Annotated in this window: 15 protein-coding genes; 6 read left to right on the forward strand and 9 right to left on the reverse strand. The window is 47.3% G+C overall.

Annotated features, from left to right (window positions below; all coding sequences use genetic code 11):
• Positions 1–110 precede the first annotated feature (110 nt).
• Positions 111–554 (reverse strand): GFA family protein, encoded by a 444-nt coding sequence (locus MP213Fo_RS01065; RefSeq protein WP_421089858.1) that lies wholly within the window; start codon positions 552–554, stop codon positions 111–113.
• 117 nt (positions 555–671) lie between these two features.
• Here MP213Fo_RS01065 and MP213Fo_RS01070 point away from each other — a divergent pair, with 117 nt between their 5' ends.
• Complete coding sequence (locus tag MP213Fo_RS01070) at positions 672–1,541, forward strand: NAD(P)-dependent oxidoreductase (protein ID WP_421089859.1); 870 nt, start codon at positions 672–674, stop codon at positions 1,539–1,541.
• Positions 1,542–1,611: 70 nt separating this feature from the next.
• Here MP213Fo_RS01070 and MP213Fo_RS01075 read toward each other — a convergent pair whose 3' ends face one another.
• The 5 genes from MP213Fo_RS01075 to MP213Fo_RS01095 all read right to left on the reverse strand — a co-directional run bounded on the left by MP213Fo_RS01075 (position 1,612) and on the right by MP213Fo_RS01095 (position 9,955).
• The gene (locus tag MP213Fo_RS01075) at positions 1,612–2,901 is read right to left on the reverse strand and encodes an OmpP1/FadL family transporter (protein ID WP_421089860.1); all 1,290 of its coding nucleotides are present in this window, start codon (positions 2,899–2,901) and stop codon (positions 1,612–1,614) included.
• Positions 2,902–3,461: 560 nt separating this feature from the next.
• Positions 3,462–6,194, reverse strand: a complete 2,733-nt coding sequence (locus MP213Fo_RS01080) for a valine--tRNA ligase (protein WP_421089861.1) — start codon at positions 6,192–6,194, stop codon at positions 3,462–3,464.
• Positions 6,195–6,466: 272 nt separating this feature from the next.
• Positions 6,467–7,303 carry a PopZ family protein gene (locus tag MP213Fo_RS01085; protein WP_421089862.1) on the reverse strand — a complete coding sequence of 279 codons (837 nt, stop codon included), beginning with the start codon at positions 7,301–7,303 and terminating at the stop codon, positions 6,467–6,469.
• A 313-nt stretch (positions 7,304–7,616) separates the two neighbouring features.
• Positions 7,617–8,909, reverse strand: a complete 1,293-nt coding sequence (locus MP213Fo_RS01090) for a TolC family outer membrane protein (RefSeq protein WP_421090959.1) — start codon at positions 8,907–8,909, stop codon at positions 7,617–7,619.
• A gap of 377 nt (positions 8,910–9,286) precedes the next feature.
• Positions 9,287–9,955: a protein-L-isoaspartate O-methyltransferase family protein gene (locus tag MP213Fo_RS01095; RefSeq protein WP_421089863.1), complete on the reverse strand. Its 669-nt coding sequence runs from the start codon at positions 9,953–9,955 to the stop codon at positions 9,287–9,289.
• A 423-nt stretch (positions 9,956–10,378) separates the two neighbouring features.
• Between MP213Fo_RS01095 and MP213Fo_RS01100 the strand changes: the two genes are divergently transcribed.
• A complete protein-coding gene (locus MP213Fo_RS01100; RefSeq protein ID WP_421089864.1) occupies positions 10,379–10,735 on the forward strand; it encodes a c-type cytochrome in 357 nt (118 codons plus the stop codon).
• Positions 10,736–10,834: 99 nt separating this feature from the next.
• Complete coding sequence (locus MP213Fo_RS01105) at positions 10,835–11,530, forward strand: glutathione S-transferase family protein (RefSeq protein WP_421089865.1); 696 nt, start codon at positions 10,835–10,837, stop codon at positions 11,528–11,530.
• Positions 11,531–11,609: 79 nt separating this feature from the next.
• On the opposite strand, the gene MP213Fo_RS01110 is transcribed toward MP213Fo_RS01105, so the two are convergent.
• On the reverse strand, positions 11,610–11,924 hold the full coding sequence (locus MP213Fo_RS01110) for a hypothetical protein (RefSeq protein ID WP_421089866.1): 315 nt from the start codon (positions 11,922–11,924) through the stop codon (positions 11,610–11,612).
• Between the two features lie 244 nt (positions 11,925–12,168).
• On the opposite strand from MP213Fo_RS01110, the gene MP213Fo_RS01115 reads away from it, so the two are divergent.
• The 3 genes from MP213Fo_RS01115 to MP213Fo_RS01125 all read left to right on the forward strand — a co-directional run bounded on the left by MP213Fo_RS01115 (position 12,169) and on the right by MP213Fo_RS01125 (position 13,535).
• Complete coding sequence (locus MP213Fo_RS01115; protein WP_421089867.1) at positions 12,169–12,357, forward strand: hypothetical protein; 189 nt, start codon at positions 12,169–12,171, stop codon at positions 12,355–12,357.
• A 292-nt stretch (positions 12,358–12,649) separates the two neighbouring features.
• Positions 12,650–13,117 (forward strand): EF-hand domain-containing protein, encoded by a 468-nt coding sequence (locus MP213Fo_RS01120; RefSeq protein WP_421089868.1) that lies wholly within the window; start codon positions 12,650–12,652, stop codon positions 13,115–13,117.
• Between the two features lie 220 nt (positions 13,118–13,337).
• The gene (locus MP213Fo_RS01125) at positions 13,338–13,535 is read left to right on the forward strand and encodes a hypothetical protein (protein WP_421089869.1); all 198 of its coding nucleotides are present in this window, start codon (positions 13,338–13,340) and stop codon (positions 13,533–13,535) included.
• 251 nt (positions 13,536–13,786) lie between these two features.
• Here the strand turns inward: MP213Fo_RS01125 and MP213Fo_RS01130 are convergent, their stop codons facing one another.
• Together MP213Fo_RS01130 and ntrC are read right to left on the reverse strand one after the other, a co-directional pair.
• Positions 13,787–14,575: a GGDEF domain-containing protein gene (locus MP213Fo_RS01130; protein ID WP_421089870.1), complete on the reverse strand. Its 789-nt coding sequence runs from the start codon at positions 14,573–14,575 to the stop codon at positions 13,787–13,789.
• Between the two features lie 590 nt (positions 14,576–15,165).
• Entirely contained in the window at positions 15,166–16,617 is a 1,452-nt protein-coding gene (ntrC, locus tag MP213Fo_RS01135; RefSeq protein ID WP_421089871.1) for a nitrogen regulation protein NR(I), read from the reverse strand.
• Positions 16,618–16,629 lie beyond the last annotated feature (12 nt).

The following is a 16,629-nucleotide window of genomic DNA, read 5'->3' on the forward strand; positions in this document are numbered from 1 at the left end:
CTGAAATCTAGAGCGAGCGCTGCGATCAATCCTGAGCATTAACCGCTCTAAGTTATTGTTTTTACGCATTATCGTGGCCGCCCAATGATTCCATTGGGATACGAAATGCTCTAGCCTTGAACTTCCACACAGCGGATGTATTTCAGCACGCCGGCAATGGCTGATCGCGGACGCTCCGGATAATCTGCAGGATGCTGTATACCGTCATTAACAAGCACTTCCGTAAAGTCAAACGGACTTACACCTTCAAGACAAGCAGCATTCACGCCATATTCCTGCGGGTTAGAGCGACGCTGATGGTGGGTATAAATTCCGCATAGTGAACAAAAATAATGTTTCGCAACGTTTGTATTGAATTGATAAAGCCTCAGAGCCGCTGCCCCGCCAATGATTTCAACACCACCCAAAGCCGCGGTTACCGCAACTGCACCACGCATACGGCAATAAGAACAAGTGCAACGCCGTGCAGTGTTTAAACCGTCTTCAAGCGTAATACGCAAACGTACGGTGCCGCAATGACATGCACCATTGATTGTATTTTCATCCAGCACCATTACACTCAACTCCAAATTACGTTTACAAGGATAGCTGAAATCACGGGATCCGACACGTTAAATACGTTTAATAATAACATCTATCGTAATGAACAGATTGCAGGAATGGGAGCAGGAATGGCTAAAGTTGCATTTATCGGCCTCGGGGTTATGGGCTATCCGATGGCAGGTCACCTTAAAACACGCGGCGGCCATGATGTTACGGTTTATAACCGCACCGCAGCAAAGGCAAAAAACTGGGCAGAGAGTTTTGACGGGCGCTTTGCTAATACACCAGCAGAAGCAGCACGCGGACAGGACTTTGTTTTTTGCTGTGTTGGCAATGATGACGATCTGCGCTCGGTTACTTTAGGTGCCAATGGTGCATTTGCTGCTATGGGCAAAGACACGGTTTTTATCGATAATACCACCGCCTCTGCCGAAATTGCCCGTGAACTGGATAAAGCAGCGCGTGAATCGGGCTTTCATTTTATTGATGCACCGGTTTCCGGCGGCCAGGCCGGCGCAGAAAATGGCGTACTGACTGTAATGTGCGGCGCTGAAGAAACGGCATTCGAAAAAGCCAAGCCGGTTATTGAAGGCTATGCTCGCTCAGTTGGCCTAATGGGGCCTGTAGGCAATGGTCAGCTTGCCAAAATGATGAACCAGATTTGCATTGCCGGTATTGTGCAGGGCTTAGCGGAAGCTATTCACTTTGGAAAATGTGCCGGACTGGATATTCAAACAGTAATTGACGTGATCTCAAAAGGTGCTGCCGGCTCATGGCAGATGGAAAACCGCTCACCAACCATGATTAAAGGCGAATATGAACTCGGCTTTGCTGCCGACTGGATGCGCAAAGATTTGAATATCTGCCTTGAAGAGGCTGATCGCAACGGCGCCACACTCGCACTTACCGCTCTTGTGGATCAATATTACAAGGATGTACAAAAACTCGGAGGCGGACGCTGGGATACATCATCGCTTCTAGCCCGCCTAGAAAAATAGACTAAAGTTGTTGAATCAAAACGGCGCTGTGATCATCATAACCACAGCGCCGTTTGTTTCGTATAACAGATTAGAACTTGTATTTGGCTGATAGTGTTACACCACCAACAACATCCGTTCCGAAATCTGCCTTGGAACCTGTTGGGTTAAGGCTTCCATCTGCAAATTTTGTATTATCAAGTGTTCCGGAAGTCAGAACACCGACTGCACCTGCAAGGCGCAATTCGAATTGCTCTGTAGCTTTATAATTTGCACCTAAGCCAAGTAACCAGACGTCAGTCTGAGATGTAAGGCCGGTTGTTGTACCACGATCCCATGTAACAGTTGCAGCGCCGGACCATTGGTCATTAAATTTATGACCAATGCCACCCATAACAGTCCAACCATCACGATAATAGAGATCAAGAGAAGTAACTTCTTGACCTACAGGAATAACACCTAAGAACGGGCTATTACCTGTATTGAGAAAGCTAACTTTGGTGATGCTTTTCCAATCAGTCCATTTGATCGAGCCCAAGGCTAACCAATCCGGCGCAATACCAGTCTGGAATTTGAATTCAACAGATTGCGGAGTTGAAACACTACCTGCAACTGGCGTATTCAGTCTTGCTGCGATGTCGCCTGTCGGTGCAAGAGCGTCAATATTCACCTCTCCACTCAGCTTGTAATCGACTTTTGACTGATAGACGAGACTGGTACGCAGGGCAATTTCCGGAATCTCATAAGCAGCTCCGAGTCGCCATCCAAAAGCACTATCATCAACATCAAGACTACTATTGCCAAAACTAAATGGTGGCGCTTTACTAAGTGCTGATACCTTCGATTGCTCACCTTTAAGCTCCTGATAGCTCACGCCACCAAGCAAACGAAAAAAGCCTTTATCACCGGCCGCAAAACGGTAGGAGCAATTCAAACCATAATCGTTAGATGAGATTTTCTGCTTAATAGCAGAAAACATACGGGCATTATTAATCCCTGAATCCGTTTCAATACCCCAAGGTTGACGATATTGCGCAGCACATGCCAGATCATCAGTCAGCTGAAACTTTGCCGAAACTTTTGGTACCCAATAAGACTTACCTTCATCTACATCTGTTTCAAAAGGTTTGCCTATATTTTGACCAGGCACAGGATTTACAGGGAAAGAATTACCGCGAATATTTTTCAATTTACGCTGTGGTGTAACAAATGTGGCGCCGGTTTCGACAACATTTCCATCTTCAAACAGAATATCAAAATCCTGCGAGCTGCGTTCCAGACCGCCAGCATGTGTCGCTACAATGCCACCAATCAGCCCCCCGGCTAATGCGAGCGATGCAGCGGAAATTTTAATTGCATATTTCGGCATTTTGTCCCTCATTTATATTTAATTTTGACGTAAGCGTAACATGTGAAACCGGTTCTGCAAGAGCAGCAATCCGGCAAGGAACTCACTGATCAATGCGAATCCTGTAAAAATTCCAGTTTTTTGTAGATTTCGAGCGTTTTCTTGCTGCTAGTCGCTCAGATTTAATCAAAAAAACGTCATAATTCACAGTTTCTGTCTCAGAATTCGACACCTGTGCCATAATTACAACATGAAATAACAATCATAATTTACAGTCTTGTAACGTATCATCTGCACATTTTTCGCTCATATTTTAGGGCTTATTAAAAACCGTTTTATCAGAAAAACTATTTTTATTTACAAATATTCTCGTAATTAAACCACTGCTTAAATTATACAAAACATAAATAATTACATAGACTTAAGAAAAATCATGCCTGCCTGCAGGAATAGAATCAAACCGATAACAAGTGTATTTTGATTCTGTCAGTCATCTTTTTGCACAATGGTATCATTAGAAATAATTACGCCCTCAAACCACATGGATTTGAGGGCGTAATACATATTATAAACAGTCTGAGATAGTTCAGAGTTTATTCAGCATCCTTAAGACGCTGCATTGCAACAGCGACCTTACCTTGCGCTTCCTGCAACTCTGCAAAACGCGCACGATCAGCTTCAACCACTTCCGGCTTGGCATTGGCAACAAAGCGCTCATTAGACAGCTTCTTGTCAATTTTTTCCATTTCTGCAGAAAGCTTATCGCTCTCCTTGTTCAAACGCGCCATTTCAGCGGTCAGATCAATCAGGCTGCCAAGCGGCATGCAATAGGTTGCCTCACCCACTACCAGCTGTGCGGAGCCTTTTGGCGCTGCATCAGACAGATCAATACTGGCAATACGTGACAGACGCTTAATTGCAGCATCATGATGATCAAGGCGCTGCTTGGTGGCTTCACACGCTTCCAGCACCACAAGCGGTGCTTGCGCTGATGGCGGCACGTTCATTTCGGAACGAACCGAGCGGATACCTGAAACCAGCTCAATCAACCAGTTAATATCATCAGCCGCGTGGCCATCTTCAAACGACAGAACCGGCCAAGGTGCATGTGCCAGCAGTGTGTCACGGCTCTGACCTTCACCGGCAGTGAGGCTCCACAGCTCTTCCGTCATGAATGGCATGAACGGATGCAACAGAGCATAGATTTCATCAAGGCAATAGGCCGCGCAGGCCTGTGCCTCAACTTTAGCATCCTCATCATCGCCCATGAAAATCGGCTTGAGCAGCTCCAGATACCAATCGCAGAACTGGTTCCACACAAAGCGGTAGGCCGCGCCTGCCGCATCATTGAAGCGATAGGTGGTGATGCCCTCAGTGACCAGCTTGGTCGCACGGGTCAGTTCGGTCAAAATCCAGCGGTTAACCGCAAGCTTGGCATGCTCCGGTTTGAAATCAGGATTGCGGGTCACGCCGTTCATCTGCGCAAACCGTGTCGCATTCCACAGTTTGGTACCAAAATTGCGGTAGCCGGCAATACGTGCCGGATCAAGCTTAACATCACGCCCCTGCGCCGCCATAATCGCCAGCGAGAAGCGCAGCGCATCGGCACCATATTCATCAATCAGATCGAGCGGATTGATAACATTGCCTTTGGATTTCGACATTTTAGCGCCGTTCTTATCGCGCACCAAAGCGTGAACATAAACGGTGTGGAACGGCTCCTCTTTCATGAAGTGCAGTCCCATCATCATCATACGGGCAACCCAGAAGAAGATGATATCAAAACCGGTTACCAGCACATCGGTCTGGTAATATGTATCCAGTTCCGGTGTCTTATCCGGCCAGCCGAGTGTTGAAAACGGCCAAAGTGCAGACGAGAACCATGTATCCAGCACATCGCTGTCACGGGTTAATTCGGTTGCCTCACCATAATGTTTTGCAGCGGCAGCCAGCGCCTGTTCTTCACTCTTTTCAACAAAGATTGTGCCATCAGGCCCATACCATGCAGGGATCTGATGACCCCACCATAATTGGCGGGAAATACACCATGGCTGAATGTTTTCCATCCAGTCATAATAGGTTTTTTCCCATGTTTTAGGCACGATAGCTGTGCGGCCTTCACGCACACTCTCAATGGCAGGCTTCGCCATTTCAGCCGCATTTACATACCATTGATCGGTCAAAAGCGGCTCGATTGGCACGCCGCCACGGTCGCCATGCGGCACCATATGCGTGTGATCTTCGATTTTTTCGAGATAGCCGCCCTCATCCATCATTTCAACAATGGCTTTGCGGGCTTTAAATCGATCCTGATCATGGAACTGAGTGATCAGCGCATCAAGCTTTGCTGACGGTGCAAGACCTTCAATAAAGTCTTCATTGTCTTTCAGCACAATTGTAGCAACCGGCGACATGATATTGATTTTACGCAAATTATTGCGTTTACCAACTTCAGCATCATTGAAATCATGCGCAGGCGTGATTTTAACTGCACCGGAGCCTGATTCAGGATCAGCGTAATCATCACCAACGATCGGCAAAGCGCGGCCAACCAGTGGCAGCACTGCGTTTTTACCAATGTGCGACTGATAGCGCGGGTCTTCCGGATTAACCGCAATACCGCTATCGCCCAGCATGGTTTCAGGGCGGGTTGTGGCTACAACAATATAAGTATCCGGATTTTCAGCGTCAAAAGCCACGCCTTCCAGCGGATAGCGGAAATGCCAGAGATTACCTTTGATTTCACGCTGCTCAACTTCAATATCCGAAATTGCAGTCTGCAGTTTGGGATCCCAGTTCACCAGACGCTTGTCTTTATAGATCAGGCCTTCTTTATACAGTGATACGAAAACTTCCAGAACAGCTTTTGAAAGCCCTTCATCCATAGTGAAGCGCTCACGCGACCAATCGCAAGACGCACCAAGACGACGTAGCTGATTGAAAATCAAACCGCCGGATTCTTCTTTCCATTCCCAGATGCGCTCAACAAATTTCTCACGCCCCATAGCATGGCGATTAGGTTCTTTACGCTCCATCAGCTGGCGCTCAACAACCATCTGGGTGGCAATGCCAGCATGGTCCATACCGGGCTGCCACAGCACGTTTTTGCCACGCATGCGCTCAAAGCGCACCATAATATCCTGGATAGTATTATTGAGCGCATGGCCCATATGCAGAGAACCGGTAACATTCGGCGGCGGGATCACCACAGCAAACGGCTCCGCACCCGGCTTGGAACCGGCACCGGCCTTGAAGGCTTCAGCTTTTTCCCAAAGTTCAGCAATTTTTGGCTCAGTGGCCGCGGAATCGTAGGTTTTCTCTAACATAAAAACTCTGTCTCTTTATATGAAGGCAGGCACGCCGGTATTTCATGATCTGTCTCGTTCAAACCGAACGGGCAAAAATCACAAACACGGGACAAACAAGACTCTGTTGTGCCCTTCAAAACAAGTCTGGCGCAAAGAATCAAGACAAACTGCGGCCTGCACAGCAAAATCACGATATTTCTATTATCTATATAAGGCGGCTGTGATCATAAAAATAGCCCTATATGCGTCGCATAAAGGGCTATAAGGGGCACTTTACCAGCGCTGCGCCCTCAACCGCGGCGAACCACGCGCTCAATCTCTTCACGAACCAGTCGCTCAACCAATGGCGGCAGATTGGTGTCAAGCCATTGCTGCAACATCGGACGCAGCATGGTTTCCATTTTCTCGTTGAGCAGACGCTTCTGCTCTTCCAGCAAAGCCTGACTAAGACTACCAAATGATGCCGCAACATGCTCTTCTGCTGCCTGTGAGATCAATGGCTTGTCTGAAGTGCTATCCACCACCGCGGCATCCTCCTGTTTAGCTGCTGGCTGGTTCATCGAGACAACGCGCTGCTCGGCGATTTGCATAAGCAAAACCTCAGAGGCTTTGGTGGTCTTTAAAACCGGCATATCTTCAGCAGCAACGACGACAGGCGGCACCGGCGGGTTAACCGCAGCAATACGTACCGAGGCTACATTCCGGTCATGCATTTCAGCGCGCGCCAGCTGGTTAGCTTGAATATTGGCTGTTTGCTGTCCATCAATCGAGCCACGTAAAACTGCCTGCAAGGACAATGACGGCACAGTGTTTTCACCGGCAAGTCTATCCTGATTCTGGCTCTCATGCTGCCCATCATCGTGATTGTCTTCATGAGCTTGCGGACGGCGGAACTGGGCAATTTCGCCGCGTTTTTCAACCGGATCAAGAGTGGCAGCTTTAGTCACTTCGGCTTGTGGCTGCAAGCTCGCTTCAACCCGCATTTCCGGCTCAGCAGACTTTGACAAGGGTGCGGATAATTCAGCACTCACCTGTTTGGTCACATCGCTGTCTTCAATAATCCTGCGAATAGAAGCCAGAATTTCTTCCATGGATGGCTCACGTGCTGTGCTGAAAGTCTGTGCCATATCGTGCCGCATCCCTTAACTAAAGCATAATTCCGGATATAAGCCTGAGCTTTTCAATTACCGAATAAAATATGCATAAAATTTTTATCGCTATGAATTCAACGAATCTTATTTCTAAAGGTACAGAAGGATTGCTGATTTGAGAATCCCTGCGGCAGGGTGATCGGCGTAAAACACAGCTTTCTTAAGGTTTTTTTAACCAATTCAGAACTCTGATACTGAATGGCACAGATTTACATTACTGCCGCATAAAAGCGGACATAAAAAAACGGCGCTTTAAGCACCGTTTTTTTAAATTTATATAAGCTCAAAATTAGCGGCCATCAGGCGTACGCAAACCAATCCACTTATCTTTAACCGCTTCATAATGCTCTTCAGGCTTATGTTCTGCCACCTGCAGGCCAATCTGGGTTGCGGTCAACCGGCCAACAGCAGAAAGTACAGCATAGCTGGCAACAACCACATTGGCTTCAGATTCAACCATCTGGATCTGAATATCCACCAGTTCATTCTGAGCATTCAACACATCAAGCGTTGTTCGCTGGCCAACATTGCGCTCTTCAACAACACCATTCAGTGCCAGCTGTGCAGCAGCAATACCGTCACGAAATGCAGAGAGTGAAGCACGCGCGGCTTCCAGCTGTGACCATGATGAGGCAACAGCCGCACGCACCTGATCCTGAACAACGTCAATCTCAATTCGTGCCTGACCGAGCTGCTCTTTGGATTTACGCACGGTAGCTGAAGTGCGGCCACCGGAATAGATCGGGACTTTTACACCCACACCAATCGATGCAGAATTACCATCACCAACCATAGGTAAACCGGAATAAACAGTAGAATGTTGCGCAGAAGCGGTTACGCCAACGGTTGGCAGCAATGCGCTTTCATTGGCCTTAACATTATGTCCGGCAGCATCCATCGCAAATTGCGTAGCTTTAATGCCGGGATGGCCTGCTTCAGCAACAATATAGGCATTGTTGATATTTTTTGGAAGAGATTTACCGGCTGGCTTTGCAGGCTGCAATTTATCCGGCGCTGAGCCTGTTACCTGACGATAAACAGCTTCAGCCGATTTAACATCAGCCATGGCTGCATTCAGCTTTGCAATGGCGGCTGAGCGCTGCGCATCTGCCTGCGCTACGTCTGTGCGTGTACCTTCACCCACATCCAAACGGGCTTTAGAGGCACGAACCTGCTCATTCAATGCGCCGAGATTTTTCTGACGCAGATTAGCAATCTGGCGATATTTATAAACATCCATATAGGCCTGAACCGCTTCAAAAAGACGGTTCTGCTCTTCATTGCGCAGTTTTTCGCGCTGGGCAAATACTGTGCTTTCAGCGCGAGCCACGCTGTTTTTTGTCAAAAAACCATCAAACAATGTCTGGTTCAGCTCAATACCAACCACGCCCGTGGTTGAATACTGGTTGGTTAAACCACTGCGGGTACGGCCATAATTATATGTGCCGTTAATTGTAGGCCGGTATCCGGATTTAGCAATCGCCACATCCTCATCAACCGCACGCAAACCTGCGCGGGATGAATTAAGCGCCGCATTGTTATGATAAGCTTTTTGCATGGCACCGAACAGCGTTTCCGCCATAACAGGTGCAGGTGCGAGTACCGTGCTCGCTAACAGTGCAACAGCGAATACCTGTTTGCGTAAATTAATCACGGACTACCCCATACAATTCGAATCAAATTTCCCGAGCACTTTCGGGTACTTGCTAATAACTGGTAAAAATCAAATTTTCCAGCCGTCTGGTTCGTTCACTCATAAACAAATTGTTATTGTTGCAAGACAACAATTATTTGTGCGCTAAAAATTGGCATACTTTCAGACATAACAACAAATCATCATATTCATACATAAAAGACAATATCAGGTTGGTCAGAGATTTTAAGCGCTAAAAACCTGAAAAAGAAAAAAGCCTGTATAGCACAGGCTATACAGGCTTTTTAGCAGAAAATAAATCACTATCAGAATACGAAGTCAGCAGTACGTCTGAAGCCCGGCAAAAGCTTGACAGCAGCATTGAAAACACCGCGACGCGAGACAATGCCGTCTTCTTTGACATAAATATGAGCAACACCCATATTGCCCTGCCCTTCAATCGCCACCAGACGACCGCCGTTTTTCAACTGGGCCAAAAGCGCTTCCGGCACAAAATCAACCGCGCCTTCAATAATAATCACATCAAAAGGTGCTTCTTTGGGGTAACCGGAAGTGAGTTCACCACTCACAACAACCACATTATCACAGCCAAGTGCCTGCAGTTTTGCACTGGCAGAGTCTACAAAATCCGCATTATCTTCTAATGCGATAACCGAGCTGGCAAGCTGCGATAAAATTGCGGCCAGATAACCTGTGCCACAGCCAATATCCAGAACAACATCCTGCTTTTTAACCGAGGCCAGCTGCACCAGACGCGCGGCCGGTGAAGCCTCCATCAAATAGCGGGTACCTTCAGCTGTTTCAGCCAGAATCTGATCTTCGTCGATATAGGCCAGCTCACGGCGATGAGCCGGTACAAACTCTTCGCGTGGCACTGCCAGAAAAGCATCCAGAACAGCAAGATCAGTCACATCGGTTGTGCGGATCTGCGTATCAACCATATTAACACGAAGCTCGCGGAAATCGGCTGTCATAGCCCTAAACCTTTCCTGTGCGCTCAAACGCACGTAACAATCTCAATCTCACATTACAGCACCGTGCCCGTAAGGACCTCTTAAATGCTGCAACATTTTGCAATCACACAGACATATATACAAGCGCAAGCCTGTCGCCTATGAAAAACAGCAGGCACCGTCAATAACAGCGCATCAGCCTTACCCATACCACCGATCACAGCGCAATCTGAAGTATCACTTGCGCTGATTTGGCAAAATTATAGCCCCCAGTCAATCAAAGACCACCATTGATATGCCGCTCATAGTGCCGCATCACCGCTAAAATAATCACAATATCGTTTGCCTGTAGTATAATCAGGGCTAAATTCGCTTCAAAATAACCAGCCATAAATGAAACCCGCAATGCCGCATTTATACATTCCCGTCCTTTTCAGCGCCTTTATGCTTATCGCAACACTGGCTCAGGCTCAGATTTCTAATACAGGCAATGCAAAAGCCGGTGAAAAAATCTATCTCAAATGCCGTTCCTGCCATGTATTGGATCAGCCGACCAATAAAATGGGGCCGCATTTGATGAATCTTATGGGGCGAAAAGCCGGGAACATTGAAGGGTTTGAATATTCTGCTGCCATGAAAGCCGCCGGTGAAGATGGCCTGACATGGGATGAAGACAGCTTAAAAACATTCCTCTCCTCTCCCAAAACCATGATCCCGAACACCTCCATGCGCTTCTGGGGGCTATGGGAAAACCAGATTGATGATTTGCTGGCATATTTGCGGGAAAAACAACAGGATTGAACGGATTTTGACTTGGCTGAACTTGGGCTAAGCCTCTATACTCAGAGGACAATTCATGAGATCACTGCAATCATAGAGCAGCGTAAGATCGGACATCTCATGTACACTTTATATATCGCTAACAAAAATTATTCATCCTGGTCTTTACGGCCATGGCTGGTGCTGAAGCAGCTGGAAATCCCGTTTGAAGAAATGCTGGTGCCGTTTGGCAGTAAAGACTGGACTTCAGCCAATCCTTCCCCCACAGCACAAGTTCCCTGCCTTATCGATATTCAAAGTGACGGCAGCGCCATTACTGTGTGGGACTCTCTCAGCATCACTGAATATATTGCCGATCAGCACCCTCTTGTGTGGCCTCAGAATATCAAGGCCAAAGCATGGGCTCGCAGCGCCACAGCAGAGATGCATTCCGGCTTCAATGCTCTTCGTTCAGTCTGCACCAATAATATCGGACTGCGGATTGATATCAGCCACCGCATGGATTCGGCATTGCTAAAAGATTTGCAGCGCCTTGAACAAATCTGGAATGAGGGTATTGAATTATTCGGCGGGCCATTTCTTGCCGGAAAAGACTTCACAGCCGTGGATGCGTTTTTTGCCCCTGTCGCTTTCCGCCTGCAGACCTACAATATCCAACTCAATGAAAAAGCCGGTAAATATGCGCAACATTTGCGCGATCTGCCAGCAATGCAGACTTGGTATCAAGCCAGCCTTGCTGAAACCTGGCGCGACGAACCCCATGAAGCAGATGCCAGAAGCATCGGCCCATGGCTGCACGATTTGCGTGCAGAATAAAAGATGCAAGCATAGGGTCGAGGAATATCAACACCCTATGCTTCACAAAACTTCCCGACGTTCATGCACTGAGAAAAGCTCATTCACGCTCGCATGCTGATATATTTTCAAACCGGCAGATAACTTGTGCAATTGATTTATCATAAGCATTATAATCAGGTCTGGCTCGTAAAACCTGGGTAGAGGTTAGACTGACATTAAAAATGAGCGGCACCTGAAATTGGTGCCAGCCAACCACACTACGATGCTTGACTACCCATCCGTTTAATAATGTATCACCACTGACATTATAGCCAATTATATATGGCTCCAGCCTCCAGCGAGCGGCCTTATATATAAAATTGACCTGTCGCTGCTGGCGTATAGCCTCGCATAGTAATGTAAATCCCATCATGCGGCGCCCTCCCGCGTTGAGGGTGCCAATGACAGATGTACAGCAAAAATTCAATGATAAAATGGTATATTCATAACTATATCTTGCTAGTGTCGGCATTTATTAGCAGATTGGATATTATAAATATTTGAATGAAAACCAACAAACTCATTGCTTTCATTGCTTAAGTTTATAAATTGTTACAGGCGCGCACCGCAAACCACGTGAGAGAGATGTCATGATATTTAAAGCGACTACACTTATAGTGTCACTCTTATTCATCGGCCTGCCATTCTCAGTCTTCATCGCGGCTATGGCAGAGCGCAAATATCTTGAGTCCAAATCCGGTGCGCAATATGCCGAAATCAAAGCCTTCGGCATCTGGATTATCTCGCTGATTATCATTTTCAGTATCATATTATTGGTAACCGACTTCGTTGCCGGTAAACTTTGAAATAGCTTAATAAAGCGCCTTCAACCGTTAAAACCAGTCTCAGCCCATGTTAGCGCCCCACAGACGGCATTGAAACCGCCGCTACACACAGTGTACGCGGTGCATAATTGCGATTTATTTTAACCGCAGATCCATCAGATAGATGCCTTGCATAAATAACTTTTGATAAAACATTACAAATATTTAATTGAAGTGTTCATAATGAGTTCACATTGTTTGCTAGATATTACTCCCATACAAATCACGGACCCATCACAGGTCAAATGTAATGAGTAACGGAGTTATAAACATCATGAATGCTAAAACACTTATTCTTGCGATTGTTGCTTCTTCTGTTCTAGTATCGCCAGCGCTTGCACAAGATACAAACAAAGCTAGCTCTGATAAAGCACCTGTTGAAACTTCAGCTAAACCTGCACGTCAACCCATTGATCTTGCGAAATTCACAAGAATGGAAGAGCTGAAAGCTGCAGATACCAATGGCGACGGTATTCTTTCCCGCGAAGAAATTGAAGCTCACGCCCTCAAAATGATGGTGAAACGCTCAGCCGACCGCATGGAGCGCCGCCTTGATGTCAATAAGGACGGTAAGATTTCACTTGAGGCCATTGAAAAAGCCCGCACAGCAAAATTCGCCGAACTGGATAAAAACAAAGACGGCATCCTGGACCGTAGCGAGCTCAAATCACGCGAGCATTCCGGTAAAGGCAAATTCCATGGCAAGCGTGCGCATGGTGAGAACCAAACACAAAAGAACTAAACTTGCCACTTCAAGTTGGTTCAACCTGAAAGCGGTAAACCACCACTCTGTTCAGCCCGGCTTAACCGCCGGGCTTTTCATTTGTTATGACATTGTTTTTGTGCTGATGGCGCCCTTGATCCTGATCAATGCCCCACTTGATCAAACAGGATAGAGGTGTTCTCATATGGTCATGAGGCTGATCCGGATTGATTGTGAAATGCTCTAAGGAGGCACATTTATGTCGACAAATTTCCATCTTGCATCACTCATTGGCTCAATCGTCTTTATTGTTCTGGTTGGCACAGGCTTTATTTTTGTACTGACAATGCCTGCCCTATCCCAAAAACCGATCTATCCGATGATTGTCGTGGTTGGCGCAGCGGCAATCATTACGCCACTTATTGGCTGGTGGATCGCCAAGCGCATTCAGCTGTAAAAGTGCAGCTTCCCCCCTCTTAACTTATTAGACTAAAGTCGTATAATGACCTCGCATTAAAAATGGGAGGGGCAAGTATGAATGACTTGGTCGCTTTCATGGCGCTAACCGCTATGGGCCTGGTAATCGTGAGAAATATAGTGGAGATGGCGTTAAAAATGCCATTCTGAATTGGAGGGGTAATGGTGTTAAAGCAGCGTGATCCCGTCAGAGATAGATCTTAGCGCTGCTTGCGCTGCATTGCTCCCAACTCAGACCACTCTATTTTCATACGCTGCAACCACTTGGTTTCTGCCGGTATTTTTGGCGCGATAGAGTGCCTGATCTGCCCTGTCGATTGCAAACATCAAGCTCTCATGTTTCATAGCGGCAGCAAGCCCGATACTCACAGTAATGCCACGCCCCTCAGGCAGGCTTTTGAAGTGCTTCTGCGCAACAGCAGACCGCAAACGATCCGCAAGGTGATGCGCCGTTGTGCGATCACACTTACTCAGCACCAAAGCAAATTCCTCACCACCCAGGCGCCCGCAAATATCACCTGAATGCAGACTATCGAGAAGTAATTTACCCATTTCCCGAAGTACCACATCACCCGCAGCATGCCCGTAAGTGTCATTGATGATTTTAAAGTAATCAATATCTACGGCCATCACCTGAATAGGCCAGCTATTTTCATGAATGGTAATTTTCGCACATGCTTCTTCAAAGCCACGCCGGTTGAGCACACCGGTTAACAGGTCATAGGAACGCTCCCGACCCAGATTTTCCAGCATATCGCTAACGGTTACTGCAAGCAAAGCCAGCGCCAAAGCGACACCTAAAAATGCGAGTGAAAACTGTAAGACCAACCAGAATGTCGTTGCTGCAAATTCACTACTGACATTCGGAACACCGCCCACGGTCAAAAAAGTACGCGGGAAGAAATGCAGCGCGAAAATCAAAAACACCCAAAAAAACACGCGCTCTGCAAGCTTACCAGCACTTAACGCACGCAACCGCCATGCGGTCATCAGAAAAATAACGGCAAAGCCGTAATTCAATATATATATCCGAACTAAGACCTGTCGGTCTGCGTAATAAAAATATGCGATACCGCTAATAATAAGAGCTGGTACAAAAACATATGTTGAAGTACTGAGCTGCGAACCGCTACGCCTCAATAGGCCGTCGCAAAACAGCAAAACGCTATAGGAATAAATCAGCGCAGACAAAATAGCATTCTGCCCTAAATCCGGTGGCGTTGAGAGTAATTGGACGAGAGCCCCCATACAAAACAAACAATTAGCAGCACCGAAAAACAGCAAATGCCTGCGCTGCTTTTCATTCATCCAGACTAAAATAAAACACAGCGCGAAAATCAGAAGTACTGCAGGCCCTATCAACATCATCGGGTTCGACGGGACACGCATTGTACTATGCTTTCAGACATCAATCGGAGGGTGTAACAGTGATATATGCGACTTAACCGAGTTCAATGCTGATATCAATTGTTATCAATGGTCGTAACTTTGCTAATAAAAGGCATAAACCAATTAAACCGGATAAACATTCTATGATTACAATGTTTCTGCCTAGATGCTTATGAAGTCAGCCTATCATCAAAAACAACTGCCTTATTGCTTACAAAATATCAGGTATTTTTGAAAATATTCAAATCATGATCGCGGATTTTCTTTCGCAATGTATTACGATTTAAGCCCAGCAGTTCCGCAGCCTTGATCTGGTTGCCAGATGTTGCAGTTAGGCTTGCTGCCAGAAGCGGATATTCAATCTCCTCCAAAATCCGCTCATATAACCCCTGCGGGGGCAAAGCGCCATTGAATGAGGCAAAATACTGCCGCAGATAAATTTCGGTCGCCTCACGCAGACTGGTAATTGTATCCGGCTTTAATATTGCCCCATCACCCAGCTCAGATGGCGGAAGCTGATGCAATTCGTGGCGGATAATCTCAGCATTGATCTCTTCCTGCGGGTAGAGTGCTGCAAGCCTGCGCACCAGATTTTCCAGCTCCCTCACATTGCCGGGCCATGTATAATGGCGCAGCACTGCAAAACCATCTGCATCAATCTGTTTAGGCGGCAGGCCTTCTTTTTCAACAAGCCGGAAGAAATGCTGTACCAGATCCGTCACATCCTCACTGCGCTCGCGCAAAGGCGGCATGCGTAGCGGCACAACATTAAGCCTGTAATACAGATCTTCACGAAACTGCCCTTTATGGATTTGTCGCAGTAAATCCTTATTGGTGGCCGCAACAATACGCACATCGGTTTTAATCGGTATGCGCCCGCCAACGGTCATATATTCACCCTGCTGCAATACACGCAGCAAACGCGTTTGCGCTTCCATTGGCATATCACCAATCTCATCGAGAAACAGCGTGCCGCCATTGGCTTGCTCAAAGCGACCTGAAAACCGCTGCTGCGCACCGGTAAACGCACCCTTTTCATGGCCGAATAATTCAGACTCAATCAGATCACGCGGGATAGCTGCCATATTAATCGCAACAAAAGGCCCGTTGCGGCGGCGGCCATATTCATGCAGTGCACGTGCTACCAATTCTTTACCGGTGCCGGATTCTCCGGTGATCATCAGCGTTAAATCTGTTTGCATCATCCGCGCCAGCACACGATACACATCCTGCATCGCCACCGAGCGGCCTACAAGCGGCATAGCTTCGGCCTGCTCATCAGTATCGGCCTTTGCAGCAACCGGCTTCGGCTCCGCCAAAGCGCGGCGCAGCAATGCAACCATTTCAGCCAGATCAAACGGCTTTGGCAGATAATCATAGGCACCGGCCTCGGATGCGCGAATAGCCGTCATAAATGTATTTTGCGCACTCATCACCACAACCGGCAATTCAGGGCGGGTTTTGCGAATACGCGGTAAAATTTCGAACACCGAGCCATCCGGCATATTGACATCGCTGATGACCAGCTCACCTTCACCACTGGTAATCAGAGCCCAGAGCGCCGCACGATTATGCGCAAGGCGAACGGCATAGCCCGCTCTGGTGAGCGCCTGGCTCAGCACTGTGCGCATGGTCGCGTCATCTTCAGCAACGATAATAACCGGCTCGCTCAACGATATTCTCCT

It is taken from the genome of Pseudochrobactrum mosebachae (assembly GCF_048914685.1).
Lineage (GTDB): Bacteria > Pseudomonadota > Alphaproteobacteria > Rhizobiales > Rhizobiaceae > Pseudochrobactrum.

What these genes read in the sequence shown, in the direction of transcription:
- MP213Fo_RS01110 (WP_421089866.1), bottom strand. Translation starts at nt 11,924, where the DNA reads ATGATGGGATTTACATTACTATGCGAGGCTATACGCCAGCAGCGACAG.
- MP213Fo_RS01070 (WP_421089859.1), top strand. Translation starts at nt 672, where the DNA reads ATGGCTAAAGTTGCATTTATCGGCCTCGGGGTTATGGGCTATCCGATG.
- MP213Fo_RS01090 (WP_421090959.1), bottom strand. Translation starts at nt 8,909, where the DNA reads ATGGCGGAAACGCTGTTCGGTGCCATGCAAAAAGCTTATCATAACAAT.
- MP213Fo_RS01105 (WP_421089865.1), top strand. Translation starts at nt 10,835, where the DNA reads ATGTACACTTTATATATCGCTAACAAAAATTATTCATCCTGGTCTTTA.
- MP213Fo_RS01080 (WP_421089861.1), bottom strand. Translation starts at nt 6,194, where the DNA reads ATGTTAGAGAAAACCTACGATTCCGCGGCCACTGAGCCAAAAATTGCT.
- MP213Fo_RS01100 (WP_421089864.1), top strand. Translation starts at nt 10,379, where the DNA reads ATGCTTATCGCAACACTGGCTCAGGCTCAGATTTCTAATACAGGCAAT.
- MP213Fo_RS01065 (WP_421089858.1), bottom strand. Translation starts at nt 554, where the DNA reads ATGGTGCTGGATGAAAATACAATCAATGGTGCATGTCATTGCGGCACC.
- MP213Fo_RS01085 (WP_421089862.1), bottom strand. Translation starts at nt 7,303, where the DNA reads ATGGCACAGACTTTCAGCACAGCACGTGAGCCATCCATGGAAGAAATT.
- MP213Fo_RS01095 (WP_421089863.1), bottom strand. Translation starts at nt 9,955, where the DNA reads ATGACAGCCGATTTCCGCGAGCTTCGTGTTAATATGGTTGATACGCAG.
- MP213Fo_RS01075 (WP_421089860.1), bottom strand. Translation starts at nt 2,901, where the DNA reads ATGAGGGACAAAATGCCGAAATATGCAATTAAAATTTCCGCTGCATCG.
- MP213Fo_RS01120 (WP_421089868.1), top strand. Translation starts at nt 12,650, where the DNA reads ATGAATGCTAAAACACTTATTCTTGCGATTGTTGCTTCTTCTGTTCTA.
- MP213Fo_RS01125 (WP_421089869.1), top strand. Translation starts at nt 13,338, where the DNA reads ATGTCGACAAATTTCCATCTTGCATCACTCATTGGCTCAATCGTCTTT.